This is a genomic window from Cupriavidus sp. GW823-FHT07B10 (assembly GCF_058794355.1).
The window spans coordinates 82,018-102,965 of the sequence record NZ_JBXAGS010000005.1 but is presented as its reverse complement, the minus strand read 5'-3'; the positions used below and the strand labels follow the sequence as shown (position 1 = coordinate 102,965).

General features: G+C 67.2%; 20 protein-coding genes, 1 pseudogene and 1 riboswitch. Of the genes and pseudogenes, 10 read left to right on the top strand and 11 right to left on the bottom strand.

The features are described from left to right. Position 1 precedes the first annotated feature (1 nt). A pseudogene (locus AC1Q6V_RS12870) lies at positions 2-1,284 on the top strand (ShlB/FhaC/HecB family hemolysin secretion/activation protein); the annotation flags it as partial. 92 nt (positions 1,285-1,376) lie between these two features. Here the strand turns inward: AC1Q6V_RS12870 and AC1Q6V_RS12865 are convergent. The 7 genes from AC1Q6V_RS12865 to AC1Q6V_RS12835 all read right to left on the bottom strand — a co-directional run bounded on the left by AC1Q6V_RS12865 (position 1,377) and on the right by AC1Q6V_RS12835 (position 6,970). Beyond that, positions 1,377-1,757: a type II toxin-antitoxin system VapC family toxin gene (locus AC1Q6V_RS12865; RefSeq protein ID WP_011617075.1), complete on the bottom strand. Its 381-nt coding sequence runs from the start codon at positions 1,755-1,757 to the stop codon at positions 1,377-1,379. Beyond that, entirely contained in the window at positions 1,754-1,960 is a 207-nt protein-coding gene (locus AC1Q6V_RS12860; RefSeq protein ID WP_010814136.1) for a type II toxin-antitoxin system VapB family antitoxin, read from the bottom strand. Before AC1Q6V_RS12860 ends, AC1Q6V_RS12865 begins: the two co-directional genes overlap by 4 nt. 110 nt (positions 1,961-2,070) lie before the next feature. Further along, complete coding sequence (locus tag AC1Q6V_RS12855; RefSeq protein WP_454749472.1) at positions 2,071-2,256, bottom strand: hypothetical protein; 186 nt, start codon at positions 2,254-2,256, stop codon at positions 2,071-2,073. Positions 2,257-2,672: 416 nt separating this feature from the next. After that, positions 2,673-4,034 (bottom strand): GntP family permease, encoded by a 1,362-nt coding sequence (locus AC1Q6V_RS12850; RefSeq protein ID WP_010814138.1) that lies wholly within the window; start codon positions 4,032-4,034, stop codon positions 2,673-2,675. 110 nt (positions 4,035-4,144) lie between these two features. Continuing rightward, positions 4,145-4,537: a RidA family protein gene (locus AC1Q6V_RS12845; protein WP_010814139.1), complete on the bottom strand. Its 393-nt coding sequence runs from the start codon at positions 4,535-4,537 to the stop codon at positions 4,145-4,147. A gap of 52 nt (positions 4,538-4,589) precedes the next feature. Continuing rightward, positions 4,590-6,062, bottom strand: coding sequence for an N-acyl-D-amino-acid deacylase family protein (locus AC1Q6V_RS12840; RefSeq protein WP_011617077.1), 1,473 nt, complete (start codon positions 6,060-6,062; stop codon positions 4,590-4,592). 2 nt (positions 6,063-6,064) lie between these two features. After that, entirely contained in the window at positions 6,065-6,970 is a 906-nt protein-coding gene (locus AC1Q6V_RS12835; protein ID WP_010814141.1) for a MurR/RpiR family transcriptional regulator, read from the bottom strand. Positions 6,971-7,194: 224 nt separating this feature from the next. Between AC1Q6V_RS12835 and AC1Q6V_RS12830 the strand changes: the two genes are divergently transcribed. From AC1Q6V_RS12830 to AC1Q6V_RS12820, 3 genes are all read left to right on the top strand, one after another. Next, positions 7,195-8,463 carry an amino acid deaminase gene (locus AC1Q6V_RS12830; RefSeq protein ID WP_058697078.1) on the top strand — a complete coding sequence of 423 codons (1,269 nt, stop codon included), beginning with the start codon at positions 7,195-7,197 and terminating at the stop codon, positions 8,461-8,463. A gap of 13 nt (positions 8,464-8,476) precedes the next feature. Further along, on the top strand, positions 8,477-9,412 hold the full coding sequence (locus AC1Q6V_RS12825) for a sugar kinase (RefSeq protein WP_439672686.1): 936 nt from the start codon (positions 8,477-8,479) through the stop codon (positions 9,410-9,412). A 65-nt stretch (positions 9,413-9,477) separates the two neighbouring features. Next, positions 9,478-10,122, top strand: a complete 645-nt coding sequence (locus AC1Q6V_RS12820) for a bifunctional 4-hydroxy-2-oxoglutarate aldolase/2-dehydro-3-deoxy-phosphogluconate aldolase (protein WP_010814144.1) — start codon at positions 9,478-9,480, stop codon at positions 10,120-10,122. 94 nt (positions 10,123-10,216) lie between these two features. Here the strand turns inward: AC1Q6V_RS12820 and AC1Q6V_RS12815 are convergent, their stop codons facing one another. The 3 genes from AC1Q6V_RS12815 to AC1Q6V_RS12805 form a co-directional block, all read right to left on the bottom strand. Then, a complete protein-coding gene (locus AC1Q6V_RS12815) occupies positions 10,217-10,348 on the bottom strand; it encodes an entericidin A/B family lipoprotein (protein ID WP_010814145.1) in 132 nt (43 codons plus the stop codon). Positions 10,349-10,492: 144 nt separating this feature from the next. Then, positions 10,493-11,806 carry a GGDEF domain-containing protein gene (locus AC1Q6V_RS12810; protein WP_010814146.1) on the bottom strand — a complete coding sequence of 438 codons (1,314 nt, stop codon included), beginning with the start codon at positions 11,804-11,806 and terminating at the stop codon, positions 10,493-10,495. A gap of 316 nt (positions 11,807-12,122) precedes the next feature. Beyond that, on the bottom strand, positions 12,123-13,436 hold the full coding sequence (locus AC1Q6V_RS12805; protein WP_010814147.1) for a hemolysin family protein: 1,314 nt from the start codon (positions 13,434-13,436) through the stop codon (positions 12,123-12,125). A 252-nt stretch (positions 13,437-13,688) separates the two neighbouring features. On the opposite strand from AC1Q6V_RS12805, the gene AC1Q6V_RS12800 reads away from it, so the two are divergent. From AC1Q6V_RS12800 to AC1Q6V_RS12780, 5 genes are all read left to right on the top strand, one after another. Continuing rightward, the gene (locus tag AC1Q6V_RS12800; protein WP_010814148.1) at positions 13,689-14,633 is read left to right on the top strand and encodes a YncE family protein; all 945 of its coding nucleotides are present in this window, start codon (positions 13,689-13,691) and stop codon (positions 14,631-14,633) included. 76 nt (positions 14,634-14,709) lie between these two features. Next, complete coding sequence (locus tag AC1Q6V_RS12795) at positions 14,710-16,047, top strand: MFS transporter (RefSeq protein WP_454749471.1); 1,338 nt, start codon at positions 14,710-14,712, stop codon at positions 16,045-16,047. Further along, positions 16,044-16,994 carry an amidohydrolase family protein gene (locus tag AC1Q6V_RS12790; RefSeq protein WP_439672690.1) on the top strand — a complete coding sequence of 317 codons (951 nt, stop codon included), beginning with the start codon at positions 16,044-16,046 and terminating at the stop codon, positions 16,992-16,994. The genes AC1Q6V_RS12795 and AC1Q6V_RS12790 overlap by 4 nt, the downstream gene beginning before the upstream one ends. Before the next feature lie 57 nt (positions 16,995-17,051). Continuing rightward, positions 17,052-18,041 (top strand): LysR family transcriptional regulator, encoded by a 990-nt coding sequence (locus AC1Q6V_RS12785; protein ID WP_011617085.1) that lies wholly within the window; start codon positions 17,052-17,054, stop codon positions 18,039-18,041. A 36-nt stretch (positions 18,042-18,077) separates the two neighbouring features. Further along, entirely contained in the window at positions 18,078-18,971 is an 894-nt protein-coding gene (locus AC1Q6V_RS12780; protein ID WP_454749470.1) for a helix-turn-helix domain-containing protein, read from the top strand. On the opposite strand, the gene AC1Q6V_RS12775 is transcribed toward AC1Q6V_RS12780, so the two are convergent. Continuing rightward, positions 18,946-19,485 (bottom strand): acyloxyacyl hydrolase, encoded by a 540-nt coding sequence (locus AC1Q6V_RS12775; protein WP_010814153.1) that lies wholly within the window; start codon positions 19,483-19,485, stop codon positions 18,946-18,948. The genes AC1Q6V_RS12780 and AC1Q6V_RS12775 overlap by 26 nt on opposite strands. A gap of 344 nt (positions 19,486-19,829) precedes the next feature. After that, positions 19,830-19,988, top strand: a riboswitch (FMN riboswitch). A gap of 172 nt (positions 19,989-20,160) precedes the next feature. Here AC1Q6V_RS12775 and ribB point away from each other — a divergent pair. Further along, the gene (ribB, locus tag AC1Q6V_RS12770) at positions 20,161-20,844 is read left to right on the top strand and encodes a 3,4-dihydroxy-2-butanone-4-phosphate synthase (protein WP_454749469.1); all 684 of its coding nucleotides are present in this window, start codon (positions 20,161-20,163) and stop codon (positions 20,842-20,844) included. Positions 20,845-20,948: the final 104 nt, after the last annotated feature.

Sequence of the window (20,948 nt, the reverse complement as noted above, 5' to 3'; positions counted from 1 at the left end):
CAAGGGCTACGTCACCACCCGCGTGCTGGTACCCGAGCAGGACTTGAGTTCCGGCACGCTGAAGCTGGCACTGCTCCCCGGCGTCATAGGCGAACTGCGCTTCGCCGAGCCCGACCTGTGGGGCACCCGGAAATCGGCTTTCCCCGCACGCCCAGGCGACTTGCTGAACCTGCGCGACCTTGAGCAAGGCCTGGAGCAAATGAAGCGTGTGCCGAGCCAGGATGTGGACATGCAGATCGTGCCGACGAAGGCGCCGGGCGTGAGCGGTGTGGTGATCGCCGTCAAACGCGGCAAGCCCTGGACGGTGGTGGCCTCGGTGGACAATTCCGGCACGCGCTCGACCGGCAAGTGGCAGGGCAACCTGAGCGTGAGTCTGGACAATCCGCTCGGCCTGAACGACCTTTTCAACGTCGGCTACAACCAGGATCTGGGCTTCGCCAACAAGGAACAGGCACGCGTGGCTGGAATGGCTATTACTCGGTGAACAACTATTTCCAGCAGATCGCCGGTGTCAATCAGACCTTCATCTCCAGCGGCAAGTCGGAGACAGCGGACCTGAAGCTGCACCGCGTGCTCAACCGCAGCCAGAACGATGTGTTCGGCATGCAGTTTCGCCTGACCCGGCGCTTTGGCAAGAGCTTCATCGAGGACACCGAGATCGCGCAGCAGCGCCGCAACAATACGGTGCTCGAGGCGGGCATCACGGATCGCCACTACTTCGGCGCGGCGCAGTTCGACGGCACGCTGGCCTATCGCCAGGGCATCGGCGGATTCGGCGCGCAGGACGATGTGTTGGCCGACAGTGGCGGCCCCCCTGGCGCTATCGGATGCTCGTGGCGGACGCCAACCTGTCGGTACCGTTCAAGCTGGGCGAGCTGCCGCTGCGGTATGTCACCACTTTCCACGGCCAGTTCACCAACGACCGGCTCTACTACATTGATGCGCTCACCATCGGCAGCCGCTACACGGTGCGTGGCTTCGATGGAGAGAACCTGCTGGCCAGCGAGCGCGGCTTCTATTGGCGCAATGAGCTACATGCGCCTCTGGGCGGCAGCCGGGCAGGCGCTGTCTGCAGGACTCGATTATGGAAGGGTCTTCGGGCCGATTACCACTGCGCTGGCCGGCACCCAACTGACCGGGGCGGTGATTGGACTACGCGGAGGGCTGGGCTCGCGGCTGGGCTCAGTCTCGTATGACGTGTTCGTCGGTATGCCGGTCTATAAGCCCGCAGCGTTCCATACGGCCGCGGTGACGGCTGGGTTGCAGGTGGTGTATCGGTACTGATTCCCGCAGGACGAGGCGTGACAGTGCAGAATCATCGGCACACCAACAGTTGGCAAGCATCCGGTTGTAGCGGGGCGTACTTCAGCAGCCTGCTAGTGAAGCTTGGGTCGATGCGCCACACGAAAACGCACTGACAAGTCGTTGAGACGCTGATCCAGTGTCCATAGCCGTGCGCCTGGCGTGATCAAAGTGGAAGCCAGCAATGAGACATCCACCAGGCCGCAACCGAGTCCATGCAATTTCTCGTGCTCGATGAACGCCATTACCTCTGCCAGGCTGGCCTGCCTTGCGGGCTGCAACAGCCCGATGTCACCGAGTGTCCGCGCACGCGGTGCCGGGGGCGTGCCGCAGGCTAGTTCAACCAGGACCATGGGGTGGGTCAGTGCTTGATCCGACACGAGCAAACTGACCAGTGCGTCATTGCGGTTCTTGAAATGATCCACCCACACAGAGGTGTCGACGAGCACGCTCATTTCGATTCGGGTTCCATGCGGCTACGTGGCACATCTTCCATGTCGGGCGCGGTGCCACCCAGCGCCGCGAGGCGCTTGGCTGCTTGCACCCGCACGAAAGTCTTGATTGCCTCACGAAAAAGATCAGATTTGTCCATGCCAGGGTCGGCTATCTCTAGTGCTTGTTCATAAAGGGCGTCATCGATAGTGACGGTCGTGCGCATAGCATGCTCCTTGCCTCAAATTTGATGTTATGGTGCATCAAAAAAAGCATCTAGGCAAGGTTGCCCGCAGGATGGTGTGACGGTGACTGCCCCGTCACACCAACGCGCCGCTACATCATCCGCTCCCGTTCGGCCAGCAGTCCATCAAGCTGCGCCTTCACCATGCCAAGCAGGCAAAGCGCGCTGAAGCAGCCCTCCGAGCGTTCGCTTTCGTGATCCAGAAGTACGAGAACTCCGTCGATACCAGCGCGGACCTGCTGCAAGCATTCGTTAGCCATCTTATCGATCGTCGTCATTGATTCCTCACTGGTGAGTGCGCGCCACTCCTTTCCACGTGAGGGCGGCGGGCCAGTCAACGAGGGTGGAAAGACCGGTCTGACGAGCAACGCCTGTCCTCGTCAGACATCCGGGCTTTCCACACCCGATCATCGGTGATCCGATGACGCCACCAGTATTTGCTGTCGGTGCAGGGGAATCGATGAGAGATGTCGCATTTCCAGGGGCGGGCGAAGTTTGAATCCATGCAGCGGATCCAGAAATCGCCGACTCTTGAAAATGCACGTGCGGCTTTCGTAAACCGCGCCCATGCCGTCGAAGGCAGTCACGGCCATGAAGCTGGGATGGCCCGCGCAGGCAAGCCAATCCCGGTGGATACCGGGGCCTGCCGGGGCCGCCCGGCGCGCCCCCGGGGCGGGGGCGTGGGAGGTAATGCTCAGATCAGCGTGGCCAGGCCCAGCGTCAGCAGCAGTGCCACCACGGAGATGATGGTTTCGCAGACCGACCAGGTCTGGAAGGTCTGGGTCACGGTCATGTTGAAGTACTCCTTGACCAGCCAGAAGCCGCCGTCGTTCACGTGCGACAGGATCAGCGAGCCGGCGCCGGTGGTCAGCACCAGCAGTTCCGGGCGGGTGCCCGGCACGCTGGCGGCGATCGGCGCGACGATGCCCGCGGCGGTGGTCATGGCCACCGTGGCCGAGCCCGTGGCGATGCGGATCATCACCGCCACCAGCCAGCCCAGCACCAGCACCGACACGTTGGCGCCGGTGGCGACGTCGACGATGGCGTTGGAGATGCCGGAGTCGCGCAGGATGCGGCCAAAGCCGCCGCCGGCGCCGACCACCAGCGTGATGATGGCGGTGGGCGCCACGCACTCGTTGGTGAACTTGAGGATGGTCTCGCGGTTGAAGCCGCGCGCCTTGCCGAAGGTGTAGAAGCTCACCAGCGCGGCGATCAGCAGCGCCATCACCGAGTTGCCGATCAGCTTCAGGAAGTCGTTGGCAAAGGTCTTGGGCGTGGTGAACAGGTCGGCCCAGCTGCCGATCAGCATCAGGATCACGGGCAGCAGGATGGTGAACACCGTGATGCCGAAGCCCGGCAACTCGTGCGATGCCTTGACGCGCTCATCCTCTTCGGTGAACTGGTCCGCCAGCGGGTTGACCTCGGGCAGCTTGACGTAGCGGTCCATCAGCTTGGCGAACAGCGGGCCGGCGAGGGCTGCCGTGGGAATGCCAACGATCAGCGCGTACATGATGGTCTTGCCGATGTCGGCGCCATAGGCGGTCACCGCCAGCAGCGCGGCCGGGTGCGGCGGGATCAGGCCGTGCACCACGGACAGGCCGGCCACCATCGGGATGCCGACCAGCACCATCGACGTGCCGGTGCGCTTGGCCACGTTGAAGGCGATCGGCACCAGCAGCACGAAGCCCACTTCAAAGAACACCGGCAGGCCGACGATAAAGGCGATGGTGGCCATTGCCCAATGCACGTTCTTCGCGCCGAAGAAATCGATCAGTGTGTTCGCGATGCGCTCCGCGCCGCCGGATTCGGCCATCATCTTGCCGAGCATGGTGCCAAGGCCGACCACCAGCGCGATATGGCCCAGCGTGCCGCCGACACCGGCTTCAAAGGACTTGACGATGTCGCCCATCGGCATGCCCACGGCAAAGCCGAGCAGCACCGATACGACCACCAGGGTAATGAAGGGGTTGAGCTTGAAGCGCGCGATCAGCACCACCAGTGCGATCACTGCGATCAGCGCATACACCAAGAGCGTGGTTCCGGTGACGGCACCCATATAGTCTCCTTGTGTGGAAAAAAGGCCGCTTGTGGCGGCAGGGGTTAGTTTTTAGTTTTTCCCCTCTCCCGCGGTAGCGGGAGAGGGCACGCAATCCGCAGGCAGCAGGCTCAGGCCGCCGGCTTCTTGTAGGCGATGCAGTCCACTTCGACCTTGCAGTCCACCACCATGCTCGACTGCACGCAGGCGCGCGCGGGCGGGTTGGCGCCGAAGTATTCCTTGAAGATCTTGTTGAACGAGGCGAAGTCGCGCGTGTCGTCCAGCCAGACGCCGCAGCGCACCACGTGCTCCGGGCCGTAGCCGGCCTCGGCCAGGATGGCCAGCACGTTCTTGATGGCCTGGTGGGTCTGGGGCACGATGCCGCCGTCGATGACCTCGCCGCTGACCATCGGCACCTGGCCGGAGACGTAGAGCCAGCCGTCGGCCGCGACCGCGCGGGCAAAGGGCATGTGCTGGCCGCCGGTACCGGTGCCGCCTTCGACGCCGAATCGTTTGATGTCCATGGGTACTCCTGGGATGGGTTGGATATGGGAAGGAAGGAGGGCAGCGCGCCGGTCAGGCGGCGCCGAACTCAGGCCGCGAGCCTCGCGGCAGGAACCGGCCGGCGCGCACGCCGGTGGCCTGGCGCTGCTGCCATGACAGCTCGCCGTTGACCCAGACCGCGGCAATGCCCTCGGCCGGTTGCATGGGATCGGTAAAGCTGGCCGCATCTCGGATGGTGGTGGCGTCGAACAGCACCAGGTCGGCCCAGTAGCCTTCACGCACGAAGCCGCGCTCCTGCAGCCCGAAGCGCTCGGCGGACATGCCGGTCATCTTGTTGACGGCCACCGTCAGCGGGAACAGCTCGCGGTCGCGGGCGTAGTGGCCCAGCACGCGCGGGAAGGCGCCCCACAGGCGCGGATGCGGCAGCGGGTCGTTGGGCAGCCCGTCCGACCCGACCACCGTGGCCGGATGGCTCAGGATGCGGTCGACGTCGGCGTCTTCCATGCAGTGGTAGACCGCGCCCGCGGGCATCAGCCGGCGCGCGGCTTCGTGCAGGTTTACCTGCCATTCGGCGGCGATATCGGCCAGCAGGCGGCCGCCCATCTCGGGCGCGCCTTCGGACCAGGTCACCATGATGTCGAAGTCGCTGGTGACCTGCTTCAGGTCCAGCGTGGAGGAGCTGGCGGTGTAGGGGTAGCAGTCGCAGCCCACCGGCTGCCAGCGCTGCGCACCGTCGAGCGCGTCCAGCACCTCGGTGCTGCGGCCCCAGTTGGCCACGCCCGCGCATTTCAGGTGCGAGATCACCACCGGCACGCGCGCATGGCGGCCGATGCGGAAGGCCTCATCCATGGCGTCGAGGATCTCGGCGAACTCGCTGCGCAGGTGGGTGGCGTAGAGCGCGCCGGCCTTGGCCAGCGGTTCGGCCAGCGCCAGCACCTCATCGGTCGGCGCGCTGAAGGCGTTGGCGTAGGCCAGGCCCGTGGACAGGCCCAGCGCGCCGTGCTGCAGCGCTTCTTCCAGCTGCGCGCGCATTGCCGCGATTTCTTCCGGCGTGGCGGCGCGGTCGAAGCGGTCCATATGGTTGCTGCGCAGCGCGGTATGGCCGACCAGCGCGGCAACGTTGACCGCGGGCTGCGCGGCTTCCACCGCATCGACGTAGGACTTGAAATCCGGGTAGCGGAAGGCGTCGGCATGGCCGAGCAGGTTCATCGGGTCGGGCGGCTCGCCCGCCAGCGTCACCGGTGCGGCGCTGATGCCGCAGTTGCCGACCACCACCGTGGTCACGCCCTGCGACAGCTTGGGCGTCATCGCGGGCTGGCGCACCACGTTGGTATCGTCGTGCGTATGCACGTCGACAAAGCCCGGTGCAAGGACCAGGCCGTCGCCTTCGACTACATGCGAGGCGGCGTCGGGATCGATCGCGCCGGCTTCATCGATGCGGGCGATGCGGCCGTCGCGCAGGGCCACGTCGGCCAGGCGTGCGGCGGCGCCGGAGCCGTCGATCAGGGTGACGCAGCGGATCAGGGTATCGAACAGGTGTGGCATGGTCAGTCTCCGAGCGGCTGGCGGCTGTCAGGGCCCCGGGCGGGGCCGCTTTCGCCGCGGTGGCTGTCCAGCACGTACTTGAGCCGGCGCAGGCGCTCTTTGCTCTGGTCCGGCTGCAACAGCGCGCATTGCGTGGCGAGCACGTCCAGCACCATCAGCATGGCGTAGCGCGATGCCGACGGTTTGAAAATGAAATCCGTCTCCAGCGTGCGCACCGGCAGCAGCACGTCGGCGCGCGCGGCCAGCGGCGAGCCCAGCGCGGTCACGGCCACCAGGCGGGCACCGTACTCGCGCGCGATATCGCAGCTGGCCAGCATCTCCGGCACGCGGCCGCTGGCCGAGAAGGCCAGCACCACGTCGTCGCGGCCCAGCGTGGCCGCCACCATCTTCTGTAGCAGCGCGTCCTGGTAGCTCGCCACCGGCTGGCCCAGGCGCGCCAGGCGATGGCGGGCCTCGTCGGCCATGAACGACGAGCCGCCGCCCATGCCAAAAGCGTAGACCATGCGTGCGCCGAGCAACAGGCGCGCGGCCTGTTCGATGCGCTGCGCATCCATCATGCCGCGGTTGACTTCGAGCGCGGTGAGGATGTCGGCGTGGATGCTGTCAGCGAGTGTGGCCGGGGTGGCTTCACCGGCGGGAACGCTGCCGGGTTGCAGGAAGCGCGCACCCACCGCGGTGGCCTGCGCCAGGCGCAGCTTCAGGTCGCGCACGTCGCGGCAGCCGATGGCCTTGGCAAAGCGCGTCACGCTGGCCTCGCTGACGCCGGCCTTGCGCGCCAGCTCATTGATGCTGGCGGCGGCCGCGCCGGCCAGGTCTTCCAGTACCACCTGCGCCACCTTCTGCTCGGCCAGGCGCAGCGCGGGGCCGCGCTCGGCGATGCGGGTCAGGATGTCGAAGGGCGCGGTCATGGGCGGCAGGTCTGGTCGGAAGACGGGTCGGATCGAAATGTGACGAAAACTGCGGTGCTTGCAGGCAGGGGCTATAACAGTGATTGGCGCACGTGGCGGATGCCAGTCGCGTGGTCCCGGCTAGCCCTTCCGGGCATCTGCGTGTTACTTTATAACAAGGATGAAATATCTTATTTTCAGGGCTATCATTACGTCAATCAGATTTTTTCAGGGTGATGACAAGCATGCGTGAAATAAAGTATCAGGCTGGCGTGATCGATCCGCTCAACAAGGCGCTGGGACGGATGGAGACCCCGATCGCCCCGGATGCGGCCGGCCAGACCGGCTGGAACCTGTTGCGGGAAGAGCTGAGCCTGCCGGCCGCGGTGCTCTATGAAGACCGGCTTGCGCATAACCTGGAATGGATGCGCCGCTTCATGAACGAATACGGCGTGCAGCTTGCGCCGCATGGCAAGACCACCATGGCGCCCAAGCTGTTTGCGCGCCAGCTTGGCGCCGGCGCGTGGGGCATCACGCTGGCCACCGCGCACCAGACCGCTGCCGCGCATGCGCACGGCGTCAAGCGCGTGCTGATGGCCAACCAGCTGGTGGGCCGGCGCAATATGGAAATCATCGCTGACCTGCTGCGCGATCCGGATTTCGAATTCTTCGCGCTGGTGGACTCGGCCGCGCTGGTCGACCAGCTCGGCAAGTTCTTCCAGGAGCGCGGCCAGAAGCTGCAGGTGCTGCTGGAACTGGGCGTGGAAGGCGGGCGCACCGGCGTACGCGACGACGCGCAGCAGCAGGCCGTGCTGGACGCGCTGGCGCGCTGGCCGCAGGCGCTGTCGCTGGCCGGCGTCGAGATCTATGAAGGCGTGCTCAAGGAAGAAGCCGATATCCGCAAGTTCCTGCAGCGCACCGTGGCGGTAACGCGGCAGCTGGCACAGGAAGGCCGCTTCGGCCGCAGCCCGGTGGTGATGTCGGGCGCGGGTTCGGCCTGGTACGACGTGGTGGCCGAGGAATTCGCGCGCACCGAGATCGGCGCGCCGATCGACATCGTGCTGCGCCCGGGCTGCTACCTGACGCATGACGTGGGCATCTACCGCGCCGCGCAGCAGCGCATCCTGGCCAGCAACCCGGTCGCGCAGAAGATGCGCGAGGGCCTGCTGCCGGCGCTGCAGCTGTGGGCCTATGTGCAGTCGATCCCCGAGCCGGACCGCGTCATCATCGGCATGGGCAAGCGCGATGCGGCCTTCGACGCCGGCATGCCGATCCCGGCACGGCTGTACCGGCCTGGCACCGAGGCGCCGGTGGACGTCCCCGCGCATTGGGAAGTCACCGGCATGATGGACCAGCACGCCTACCTGCAGGTCAAGCCTGGCGACGACGTTCAGGTCGGCGACATGATCGCCTTCGATATCTCGCACCCGTGCCTGACTTTCGACAAGTGGCGCCATATCCCGGTGCTGGACCGCGACATGCGCGTGATCGACATCGTGCAAACCTTCTTCTGAGGCAGGCAGCCCCATGAGCATCGATATCCTGGCCTACGGCGAACCGCTGGTGGAGTTCAACCAACAGCCCGACGATCCGTCGCGCTACCTGCAAGGCTTTGGCGGCGACACTTCCAACTTCTGCATTGCCGCTGCGCGCCAGGGCGCCAGCACCGGCTATATCTGCGCGGTCGGTGCCGACACCTTCGGCGAGCGCCTGCGCGCGCTATGGACGCAGGAGCGGGTCGATACCCGCCACGTGCGCGTCGACCCGAGCGCGCCTACCGGGGTCTACTTTGTCTCGCACGACAACCACGGCCACCGCTTCGATTACCTGCGCGAAGGCTCTGCTGCCAGCCGCTACCAGCACGAGCATCTGCCGCTGGGCGCGATCACCGCGGCGCGCTACCTGCACCTGTCGGGCATCAGCCTGGCCATCAGCACCAGCGCCTGCGATGCCGGGCTGGACGCGATGGAGCATGCGCGCAAGGCCGGCACCAAGGTCACGCTGGACACCAACCTGCGGCTGCGGCTGTGGTCGCTGGCGCGCGCGCGCGGCATCATGCGCGAGGCCCTGATGCTGACCGACGTGTGCCTGCCCAGCTGGGATGACATCACCGTGCTGACCGGGTTGGACGACCGCGACGCCATCGTCGACTACCTGCTGGGCTGCGGCATCGGCCTGGTCGCGCTGAAGCTGGGCGAAGAGGGCTCCTATGTGGCCACGCCAGAGTCGCGCGCGCTGGTGCCGCCTTATCCGGTCAAGCCGGTCGATGCCACCGGGGCGGGCGACTGCTTCGGCGGCAGCTTTGTTGCGCGCCTGGCCGCGGGTGCCGACCCGTTCGAGGCGGCGCGTTATGCCAACGTGGCTGCCGCGCTGTCGACCACCGGTTATGGCGCGGTGGCGCCGATCCCCGACGCCCAGACCGTGCTGGGCCGGCTGGCGCAGTCGGTGTCGGTGATCGCATGACCCGGTTGGCCTGAACTCCTGCTTCCCTGAAACCCTGCTTCTGCACTCCCTACTCCGAGACAGCCATGCAAAACCAGACTTCCCCGCTGCTTCAACGCCTTGCCGACGTGCCGGTGATCCCGGTGCTGGAATTCCACTCGGTCGACGAGGCCCTGCACGTCAGCGAGGCACTGGTCACCGGCGGCTTGCCGCTGCTTGAGATCACGCTGCGTACGCCGGTGGCACTGGAGGCGATCAAGGCGGTGGCGGCAGCCTTGCCGCAGGCCTGCGTCGGAGCCGGCACGGTGCTGAACGTCGAGCAGCTGCACGCCGTGCGCGATGCGGGCGCGCAGTTTGCCGTCTCGCCCGGCCTGACCCCGGCGCTGGCCGAGGGCGCGCAGGGCGCGGGCATCTCGCTGCTGCCGGGCGTGGCCACCGCCAGTGAGGCGATGGCGGCGCTGGAAGCCGGCTTCACCTTCCTCAAGTTCTTCCCGGCGCAGGCAGCGGGCGGCGTGCCGATGCTGAAGTCGCTGGGCGGCCCGCTGCCGCAGCTGCGCTTCTGCCCGACCGGCGGCATCGACGCCGCGCTGGCGCCGACCTACCTGGCGCTGCCGAACGTGGTGTGCGTGGGCGGTTCGTGGGTGGTGCCCAAGGACGCGGTTGCCAGTGGCGACTGGGGCCGCATCCGCACGCTGGCCGAGCAGGCCAGGGCGTTGCGCAACAAGCGCTGAGCAGCGGCAGCGCAAAGAGAAACGGCACGCCATGCGGCGTGCCGTTTTCATATCGACGCGGTCCGGGCCGCATCAGACTTGGGGGGCTGGCGGCTTACTTGTGACGGTCCGCCGAGCTTTCGAGCTTCTGGCCACCGCGCTGAATGTCCTGGCCGAGCCCCGCCATCGTGTTGCATCCAGCCAACAGTGTGGCAAACAAAACGCACCAGATCCAACCTTTCTTCACGCCGGGCTCCTTTCGAGGATTTCAAGAATCGAGAGATTCAGGGATTGAGGGATTTGCGCCGATTTTACCGCTGCTGTGAGCGGGTTTGACATCTGGTATGTGCCAATTTGTAAATCGTGCAACGGGCGCAACGCCAGCCGCTTCTCAGGCGTGGGGCGCCAGCAGTTCCCGGGCGCGCTGCTGGATTGCCGCATGGGTCTGGAGCAGCCAGGTCGCAGGGAATGGCTGCGCCAGCAGGTAGCCCTGCACGCTGTGGCAGCCCCAGGCACGCACCGCCTCGAGCTGCTGGCGGGTCTCGATCCCCTTGGCGCAGACCGACACGCCGGCGCCCCGGGCCAGCCGGCAGGCGGCGCGCAGGCTGTCGGCACGGTTGGCGGAATCACCGGGCCGGGGGGCATGGCCCAGCCGGCGCGCGTCCAGCGTGACGCGGTCCGGGTGCAGCGCCGCCAGCAACTGGCGGCAGCCCGGGCTGTCGTCGAAATCGCCCAGCGTCAGTTGCAGTCCGCGCCGGCGCAGGGCGGCAAAGCGGGCAATGATGTCGGCGTCGGCCGGCACCGCGCTGGCCGACACTTCGATGCACAGGCGGTCCGGTGCGATGCCGCCTGCGTCGATGGCCTGGGCCAGTGCCTCCACCATCTGCGGGCGGTGCAGCTGGGCGCTGGAGGCCAGCAGGGTGAATTGCAGCGGGGCCACGTTTTCGGCGGCGCGTACCAGCGGCAGCACGCTTTCCAGCAGCCAGCTGCCAATCCGGCCGACCAGCCCCAGCGACTCCACCGCCGGCAGGAAATCCTGCGGCGCCACCCGCCCGAGCGCCGGATGGTGCCAGCGCAGCCGCACGGTGTAGCCGCTGACCACGGCGCTGGCGAAGTCGGCGCGCGGCTGCAGCTGCAGGCTCAGTTCGCCGCGCTCCAGTGCGTCGGGCAGGGCGGCCAGCAGGGGCGCCGTCGGTGGCGCGGCGGGCTTGTCGGCGCGCGCCAGGCCGTCGCCTCCCCGTCGATCGACCCGCAGCATGGCGTCCAGGGCCTGCTGCAGGCTGCGTTCCGCCGGGATATCCGGATGGTCGGTGGCCACGCCGATGCTGCACGAAATAAACAGCTCGAAGCCCTCCAGCGCGAACGGCCGGGACAGGTCGTCGGCCAGCCGGCTGGCCACCGGGCCGGGGTCGGGCTCACCGTCCGGCAGCGCGGTAATGACCACCAGGTCTGCCGGCGCCATCCAGTGCATGATGGCGCCGGGCGGCAGCAGGCAGGCGATGCGTGCCTGCACGATGGCCTGCAGCCTGGCCGCGCGCCGTGGCCCCAGGGTTTCGCAGGCGCTGGCAAACCGGTCCAGGCGGATAGAAAGGATCGTCGCTGGCTGCCCGGTGCCGGAGCGGCGTGCCGCTAGCGCGGACACCAGGGCGGACGGCTGCATCGCGCCAGGCGCGCCCGCGGCGTTGTCATCGGCATCAGGATGCATGGATGGTCTTGCGGGCAGCCTGTTGAAGGCCGTGCGCTGCCCGCGTCTCCCCGGTATCAGATTTGGTCGTTCGGCTTGCCGCTGGGACGGCCGCCGGCGCTTGTCGTCAGGCCTTGGTAATCCACGCCTGCCACGGCCGCATGCGGGCCGCACAGGCCGATCATAAGCGAAGGGGAAGGTGCGGAACATTGCAAATTGCGCCAAGGTGACTTGGTCGCAACCTGCAACTTGATATGGATCAATATGGCCGGAATTGGCCGTGATCCTGGATTGACGCCACCGCCGGAATCCGGCAGCGGCGGATGGGCTGGCCTGATCAGCCGGTGGTCTCTTCCTCAGGTCCTTCCTGCGGGGGCAGGCGCGCGGCCAGCACTTTGTCAATGCGTTTGCCGTCCATGTCGACGATCTCGAAGCGCCAGTCGCCCCATTGCACGCTGTCGGCGATCTGCGGCAGGCGGCCCAGCAGCAGGAGCAGCATGCCGGACAGGGTGTGGTAGCGCTCTTTTTCTTCCTCGGGCACCTGGCGCAGGCCGATGCGGTCCTTCAGTTCCGGGATCGGGATCAGGCCGTCGAGCAGCCACGAGCCGTCGTCGCGCTGCACCGCCCATTCCTCGCCGGCGGCGTCGGCCTTGAATTCGCCGGTGATGGCCTCGATCAGGTCCTGCAGCGTCACCAGGCCCAGCACTTCGCCGTATTCGTCGATGACAAAGGCCATCTGGCCGCCGGAGCCGCGGAAATTCTCCAGCAGCTCCATGCCGGTCACGCTCTCGGGCACGAACACCGCCGGCTGCGCCGCGGCCTTCAGGTCGGCTTCCTCGCCGCGCAGCCGGCGCGCCAGCAGCTGGCGCGCGCTGACCACGCCGATGATGTCGTGCATGCCGCCGCGCACGACCGGAAAGCGCGAGTGGTCGGATTCTTCGATGCGGTGCAGGTTTTCATCGAGCGTCTCTTCCACGTCCAGGTACACGACATCGCCGCGCGGCACCATCAGCGATGCCAGCTGGCGGTCGTCCAGCCGGAACACGTTGCGCACCATGGTGTGCTCGTGCTGTTCGATCACGCCGGCTTCGGAACCCTCGACCAGCAGCGCGTGGATTTCTTCCTCGGTCACGCCCGGGCCGCGGTCGACCTTGGTGCCGAGCAGCCGCAGCACCAGCCGCGTTGAGCTGGACAGCAGCTTGACGAACGGGGTGGAGGCCACCGCCAGCCAGCCGATCGGGCGCGCCACCAGCCGCGCGATGGCTTCGGGGGCCATCTGGCCCAGGCGCTTGGGCACCAGTTCGCCCAGCACGATGGAAAAGTAGGTCAGGCCGGCCACCACGATGGCGGTTGCCACATAGCCGGAGGTGTTAGGCGACAAGCCGAAGCCTTGCAGCCAGAGGCCCAGCGGCTGCGCCAGCGTGGATTCGCCGACCACGCCGTTGAGCACGCCGATCGACGTGATGCCGATCTGCACCGTGGACAGGAAGCGCGTGGGGTCCTCGCCCAGCTGGACCGCGGCAATCGCGCCGCGGTCACCGTTCTCGATCTGGCGCTGCAGACGTGCCTTACGGGCCGTGACCAGCGCGATCTCGGACATCGCGAACAGGCCGTTAAGCAGAATGAGCGCCAGTAGTATGGCAATTTCCATCAGGGTACGCGCTCTTTGCGTGTGAGTTGAAAGCACCAAGCATACCATCCGCGCATGACGGCCCGGCGGTTCCCCGGTGCAGGTGATGGTGGCGCCTCCGCCTGGCGTGGCGATAACTAATGGAGATAGCTCGATACCTAATATTCAATAGATAGTTATCGTTGGCTGCGCCAGACTTCCGCCCATGGCAGCACCTGTGCCGCCTTCCGAACAGCCTGGAGCCTACAGGCGTGCGAATCACAAGGAGACAGAATGGAAAGCCAATGGACGGCCGTGCTGGTGGAGAAATTCGGCCATAGCTTCAGCGCTTACGAACTGGATGGCGGCGAGCGCCGCTTCAGTGTGCAGTTGCCTGACTATCCGCATGAATTCGTGGTGGACCGCGAGCGCCTGTGCGGCTACGTCGGACACTATGGCGTGCAGACCTTCGCGCACGCCGGCGACGGCGGCGCCGCGGTGATCGCGGTCGACCTGATGCGCGGCGCAGTGGGGGCACGGCTCGATTGCTCGCCCTATCACCGTATCCATGGCCTGCAGATCGACCGGCAAGGACGCGTCTACGCGCTGAGCGAGCGCGACAATATGCTGGTGGTGTTCGAGGCGCCGCTGGAGCACCCCGTGCCTGACCGCGCCGTGCCCGCGGGCGGGGTGAAAAGCCATCTGTTCGTGTTGTCGGCCGATGGCGAGCGTGCCTACGTGACCAACCTGCTGTCGCATACCGTGACACTGGTCCACCCCTACGATGCCACCCGCGCTCCGCGCGCGGCGTACGCCGGCAGGCGCCCCGAGGGCTGCTGCCTGAGCCGCGACGAAGCGGCGCTCTACGTCGCCAGCCGCGACGATCACAGTCTGACCCGGCTGGACGCGCGCACGATGGAAGCGGTGCGCACGGTGCCGACCGGCGAGGATCCCACCCGCATCTACTGGTCGCCGGACGACCGCCTGTTCGTGCTCAACTACGGCGAGCGCAGCATCCGCGTTTTCGACCCCGACACGCTCGCCGAAACCGGCCGGGTCGACACCGGCGCCAGGCCGATTGCGCTCGCCTTCCATCCGGCTGACCCGAGCCGCGCCTATATCGCGCTCAACGACCACACCGTCGGCCAGCTTGACCTGCCTGGCCTGGCCCTGCGCCATGCCTTCACCACCGGCAAGGAACCGGACGGTCTTGCCATCCTGGCTTTGCCGACGCGGTAGTCAACCGGCGTTCACGGCCGCGAAGGCAGCGCGGATGCCAGCGGCCCATACCCGGAAATCAATACGGAGACAGAGTATGAAAGGCTTGGACCAAGCCGGCGCCGGCACGTCGGTCGCCATCGATGCGACACCACTCACCGGTGCCGCCAGCATTCCAGCCCAGCGCTGGTGGCGCATCATCCCGCCGATCCTGATGGTCTGCATCGTCTCATACATGGATCGCGTCAATATCGCCTTCGCGATGCCGGGCGGGATGGGCGATGCGCTCGGTATCGGCGCCAGCATGGCCGGCCTGGCCGGCGGCATCTTCTTTGTCGGCTATCTGTTCCTGCAGATTCCCGGCGGCAAGCTGGCCGTGCGCGGCAGCGGGCGCAATTTCATCGCCTGGTCGATGCTGGCCTGGGCCGTCATTTCCGTGCTGACCGGCCTGGTGCGCAACGAGACCGAACTGCTGATTCTGCGCTTTGCGCTGGGGGTGGCCGAGGGCGGCATGCTGCCGGTGGTGCTGACCATGGTCGGCAACTGGTTTCCCGACCACGAACGCGGACGCGCCAACGCCCTGGTGATCCTGTTCGTGCCGATCGCCGGCGTCATCACCGCGCCGCTGTCGGGCCTGGTAATCGCGGCGCTCGACTGGCGCTGGCTGTTTATCGTGGAAGGCCTGATTTCGCTGGCCTGCCTCGGCGTGTGGTGGAAGCTGGCCTGTGACCGGCCGGAGCAGGCGCGCTGGATTTCCGCCGAAGAGAAGGCTTATCTGCTGGCCCGCCTGCGCGAGGAAGAGCAGCAGGCAGCCGCCGCTGGCGCAAGCGTGGGGCAGGGCGCGGCCGGCACGCGGGCGGTGTTGGCGCACATCCTGTCGCAGGACGTGATCTGGCGCCTGATCGCCGTCAATTTTCTCTACCAGATGGGGATCTACGGGTACACGCTGTGGCTGCCCACGATCCTGAAGGGCCTGACCGGAGGCGGCATGGGGCAGGTCGGCATGCTGGCCGTGCTGCCGTACCTGGGCACCATGGCCGGCATCCTCGCGATCTCCTCGCTGTCCGACCGCACCGGCCGGCGCAAGGACTTCGTGGTCTGGCCGCTGCTGGGTTTCGCCGCCTGCCTGGCCGGTTCGGTCTGGTGGCACGACAATACCTGGCTGTCCTATGGCCTGCTGGTCGGCAGCGGCTTCTTCCTGCAGTCCGCCGCGGGGGTCTTCTGGACCCTGCCGCCACGGCTGCTGGCCGCCGAGCACGCGGGCGTGGCGCGCGGCGTGATTAATGCGCTGGGCAACCTGGGCGGATTCTGCGGTCCCTATTCCGCGGGCGTGCTGATCGAGCGCGTCAGCGCGGGCGCCGGTGTCTACCTGCTGGTCGCCGCGCTGGTGATGGCCGGCGCCCTGGCCGCCACGCTGCCGAGGCGGTGCCGATGAGCAGCGTAACAACTGCCGCGCTGCCCGCAGGCCTGGCCATCGTCGACGCCCACCACCACCTGTGGCAACTCGGGCGCGGCCGCTATCCCTGGCTGCAGGACGAATACCGGCCACAGAGCTTCTTTCTCGGCGATTACCAGGCCCTGCGCAGCGATTACCTTGAGGCGCAGTACGCGTATGACACTAGCGCCGTCACAGTGCTGGCCACTGTGCACGTAGAGGCCGAACGCGACCGCCGCGAAGCCGTCGACGAGACCGCGTGGCTGCACGGCCAGGCCTGGCGCCCCGGCATGGCTGCCGCGGTGGTGGCCTACGCGCCGTTCGGCACTCCAGGATGCGCGGAGCTGCTGGCGCGCCAGGCCGGTTTCGCGCGGGTCAGGGGGATCCGGTGCAAACCGCTGACAGCCGCGGCGCAGGGCGAGTCAGTGGCAGGGCGGCCCGGGTCGATGCAGGACCAGGCCTGGCTGGACGACCTGGCGCGGCTGGAGCGCCATGGCTTGTCGTGGGATCTGCGGGTACCGTTCTGGCATTTGCGCGAGGCGGCGCGGGTGGCGGCCGCCTTGCCGGGCGTGCCGATCGCGCTCAATCACGCGGGCCTGCCACTGGACCGCTCGAAGGAGGGCCTGGCCAGTTGGCGCGCCGGCATGGAGGCGTTGGCCGCCTGCGCCAATGTGTCGGTCAAGCTGTCGGAGTTCGGGCTGGCCGGCGGGCGCTGGGATGCGCAGGGCAACCGCGGCATCGTGCGCGAGGTGCTGGCGATATTCGGGCATGAGCGGGCGATGTTCGGCAGCAACCTGCCGGTGTCGGGCCTGAGCGCGGACTTGGGCACGATCCTCGGCACGGTGTGCGAGGCGCTGCCGGATCCCGTCGCCAGGCAGCGCGTGCTGGCTGGCAATGCGGCCAGGTTCTATCGGATCAATGTTCCAAGGCCGTCCGAGCTGGCCTAGAACCAGCGGCAGGCACAAGCATGCTATAAGTCCTATCTTCGCCGCAGCCCGGCCACCATGCCAGACCTCCCAGCCACCCTCTCCAGTGCCGCCACCCTGCGCAAACGCTTGCATATGCGGCATCTGCGCCTGGCCCTGGCCCTTGCCGAGCACCGCTCGCTGCGGCGCGCCGCGGCACAGATGGCGCTGTCCCAGCCAGCCGTCACCAAGGCATTGCACGAGCTCGAGAGCGTGGTCGGCACGTTGCTGTTCACGCGGCATGCGCGCGGGATCGAGCCGACGGTGTTCGGCGAGGCGCTGATCCGCTATGCGCGCGTGGTGCTGGCCGACCTGGATGCCCTGCACGATGAATTTGCCGCCATCGCCGCGGGCGAGGTGGGCAAGGTGCGGCTCGGCTCGATCCTGGCCCCGGTGCCTTCCGTTCTGTCGGGCGTCATCAACGCGCTCAAGGCACGCTATCCGCGTTTGCATATCGTGATGCAGGTCGATACCAGCGACGTACTGGTACAGGCGCTGCGGCAGGATGCGCTGGACGTGGTGATCGGACGCATTCCCGAAGGCACGGTGGCCGACGATCTCGACTTCGAGCCACTGTTCGAAGAGTCGCTGGCCATCGTGGCGCGCGCCGGCCATCCGCAGGCAGGCAAGCGCGGCGTCAAGCTGGCTTCCCTGGCCGGCTATCCCTGGATCATCCCGCCAGCGGCGGTGCCGATGTGGCAGATCATCGACCAGACCTTCCGCGACAACCGCGTGCCGCTGCCGGAAGACATCATCGAGACTTCGTCGATCATGGGCACGCTGCCGCTGCTGGCGGATAGCGACCGCATTGCCGTCGTGCCGGGCGCGATCGCGGAGTACTTCGTCGCCCTGGGTGCGCTGGCGGTCCTGCCGGTGGCGATGCGCGGGCGGCTGGTCCCCTATGGGATTGTGCTGCGCCGGCGGCGGGCCGCGACGCCGGCCATGCGCCTGCTGATCGACGCGGTGCGCGCGGCGGGGCCCGGCGCTCCGCAGGCGATGACTGAATTGGAGCCATTACCTGCAAGGTAATGGTCATACGCCGCGGTGCATGCTGTAATGCATGCCATGGACACGCTGACCCCAGCCTCCGAGGCCACCCTCGACTTCCCCGGCCTGCTGCGCTACTGGCGCAGCAAGCGCGGCTACAGCCAGCTGGCGCTGTCGCTGGCCGCCGGGGTGTCGCAGCGCCACATCTCCTTCCTGGAATCCGGCCGCGCCCGCCCCAGCCGTGAAATGGTGCTGGCGCTGGCCGAGCGCCTGGGCGTGCCGCTGCGCCAGCGCAACCGGCTGCTGCTGGCCGGCGGCTTTGCCCCGGCCTACAGCGAACACGCGCTGGCTTCGCCGCCGCTGCAGATGGTGCAGCAGGCGATCGCGCTGATCCTGGCCAAGCAGGAGCCGTACCCGGCCGTGGTGCTGGACCGTTTCTGGAACCTGGTGGATGCCAACCCGGCCTACCGGCGCATGCTCGAGACCCTGCTGGGCGGGCGCGAGCCGGCATTGCTCACGGAAGGCAGCCACAGGATCAACCTGATGCTGACCGTGTTTGATCCGGAGGGCCTGTGGCCAGTGATCGAGAACGCGCGCCAGGTTGGACGCTACCTGTTGCGGCGCGTGTGGCAGGAGCTGCAGGTGCAGGCCCACGACCAGACCGCGCGCGAGATCTTCGGGCGCATCGCCGCCTGGCATCCTGACATGGTCGGGCCGGGCGGCACGCTGCTGCCCGAGGACGACGGCACCGATGGCCCGCCGGCGCCATTGCTGCCGGTGGTGCTGCATGCGGGCGCGTTCCGCGCGTCGCTGTTCTCGACCCTGACCACGCTCGGCATTCCACAGGACATCACGCTGCAGGAGCTGCGCATCGAGTGCTTCTTCCCGGCTGACGACGCCACCCGCACCTTGTTTGAAGCGCAGGCCGGGGCTGCAGCGGCCGCTGTCAGAAGCGGTAGCGCAGGTAAATGACGTGGAAGGTAGTGCCGGGATTGGGGTCCTTGATGCCGCCATTGGACAGGTGCTGGAACCGGTAGCCCGCGGCAAAGCGCCGGTCCTTGCCCACCGTCAAGCCGATCCCGGCGTACTCCGAGAACTGGAAGGCGGTGGAAATGTCGTGGTTGGCCGAGGTGTGCGTGCTGGTCAGCAGGCGCGGCCCGACCGACAGCTCGAGGAAGGGCACCCAGGTGTGGCGCCACCATGCGATCCGCACCACCGGCGAGGCACCAAACTCCCATAGGTCGTTGGGCTGGTTGTCGCTGCTGCTGCGCCAGCGCGCAATGTTGACCTCCCATTGCAGGTCGACCTGCCAGCCTTGCGGATTGCCCCACGCAAAGCCCGAATCCCACAACATGGCGACCTCCGCCTTCTGCACGTCGTGGCCATCGTCGAAGCCGTAGCCAAGCTGCACGGCAGGCGCGGCGCGTGCCGTCGCTGCCAGGCACAAGGGCAGGGCAAGCAGGCCCGCGGCGACGGTGCGGCGCACCCGCTGTTGCCACGCATGTCGGCAGGGCGGGGGTGGATGGAACGAGGAACAACTCACACGGCGGTCTTGTCTGGCTTCTGGTTCGTGTCGGCGCATGGGAAGCACGGATGAAGAGGTGCTGCGTTGTTGTCCGGCAAGGCATGAGCCGGCCGCCACGGCGGGCGCCAGCTTGCACATGCGCTGCCTCCCTGCCTTATTTGTAGTACACGCGAGGCCACGTTGCGATGGTCGGATTTGTTCAAGCGTGGTCGAGCGCCCGTCCGGCGCTCTGCGTCGGGACAAAGAAAAAAATAATCGTGCTAACATTCGCGCGCCGGCGCCGGCTACAAGGCCGCGCCGGTTCGTTACGTCTTCAGGGCGGGGTGAAAGTCCCCACCGGCGGTATGCCGCGGCGCGCAGTGCGTGTCCGGCGAGCCCGCGAGCGCTCGCATTCCCGTGCGAGGTCAGCAGACCTGGTGAGAGGCCAGGGCCGACGGTCATAGTCCGGATGAAAGAAGATGGGCGGAGCTTGCCCGCGCGGCCCGGCGCCTTGCCCGAGCCTTGCGGTTCGCTGTTGCCTTGCGCCGCGCGCAGGGCGCGGCTGTTCGTGCGTGCGCTTCAGGCGCGGCGTGCGGCGCTGCAACTCCGTTGATCCTTCCCCTGGAACGCCCATTGATGCTGAACAAGGAGCGTTTCATGCCTAGCCTTTCCACCGAAGCTGTTGCACCCGAGGTGTCCGCGGATCTTGCCGCCGATGCCGCCGCCCGTTCCCTGGCCGCGCGCATCGCGCAGGCGCTGGACGCCATGCGCGAAGGCCGTCCGGTCGTGCTGCTCGACGATGACGACCGCGAGAACGAGGCCGACCTGATTCTGGCCGCGGAACGCCTGACGAATGCCAATATGGCGATGATGATCCGCGAATGCAGCGGCATCGTCTGCCTGTGCCTGACCGAGGACAAGGTGCGCAGCCTCGGCCTGCGGCCGATGGTCGAGCACAACCGCAGCCAGTATGGCACCGCCTTCACGGTATCGATCGAAGCCCGCGAAGGTGTCGGCACGGGTGTCAGCGCCGCCGACCGCATCACCACCATCCGCGCTGCCATTGCCGGGGATGCGGGCACCGATGCTGTGGTCAGCCCCGGCCATGTGTTTCCGCTGGTGGCGCGCGACGGCGGGGTGCTGGTGCGCCGCGGCCATACCGAGGGCTCGGTCGACCTGGCCCGCATGGCAGGCCTGTCACCGGCCGCGGTGCTGTGCGAGCTGATGAACCCCGACGGCACCATGGCACGCCGGCCGGAGGCGCTGGCCTTTGCCGAGATGTACCAGCTACCGGTGCTGACCATCGAGGACCTGGTGGCCTGGCGCCGCCTGCACGACTGAAAAGTCGCCGCCTGCACGCACCCCGGCATGCAAACGCGCCCGGGATGCGTGCTTCCTGTGCGACAATGCGGATCGCTTTTTCCCGTCTATATGAGGGCAATTCC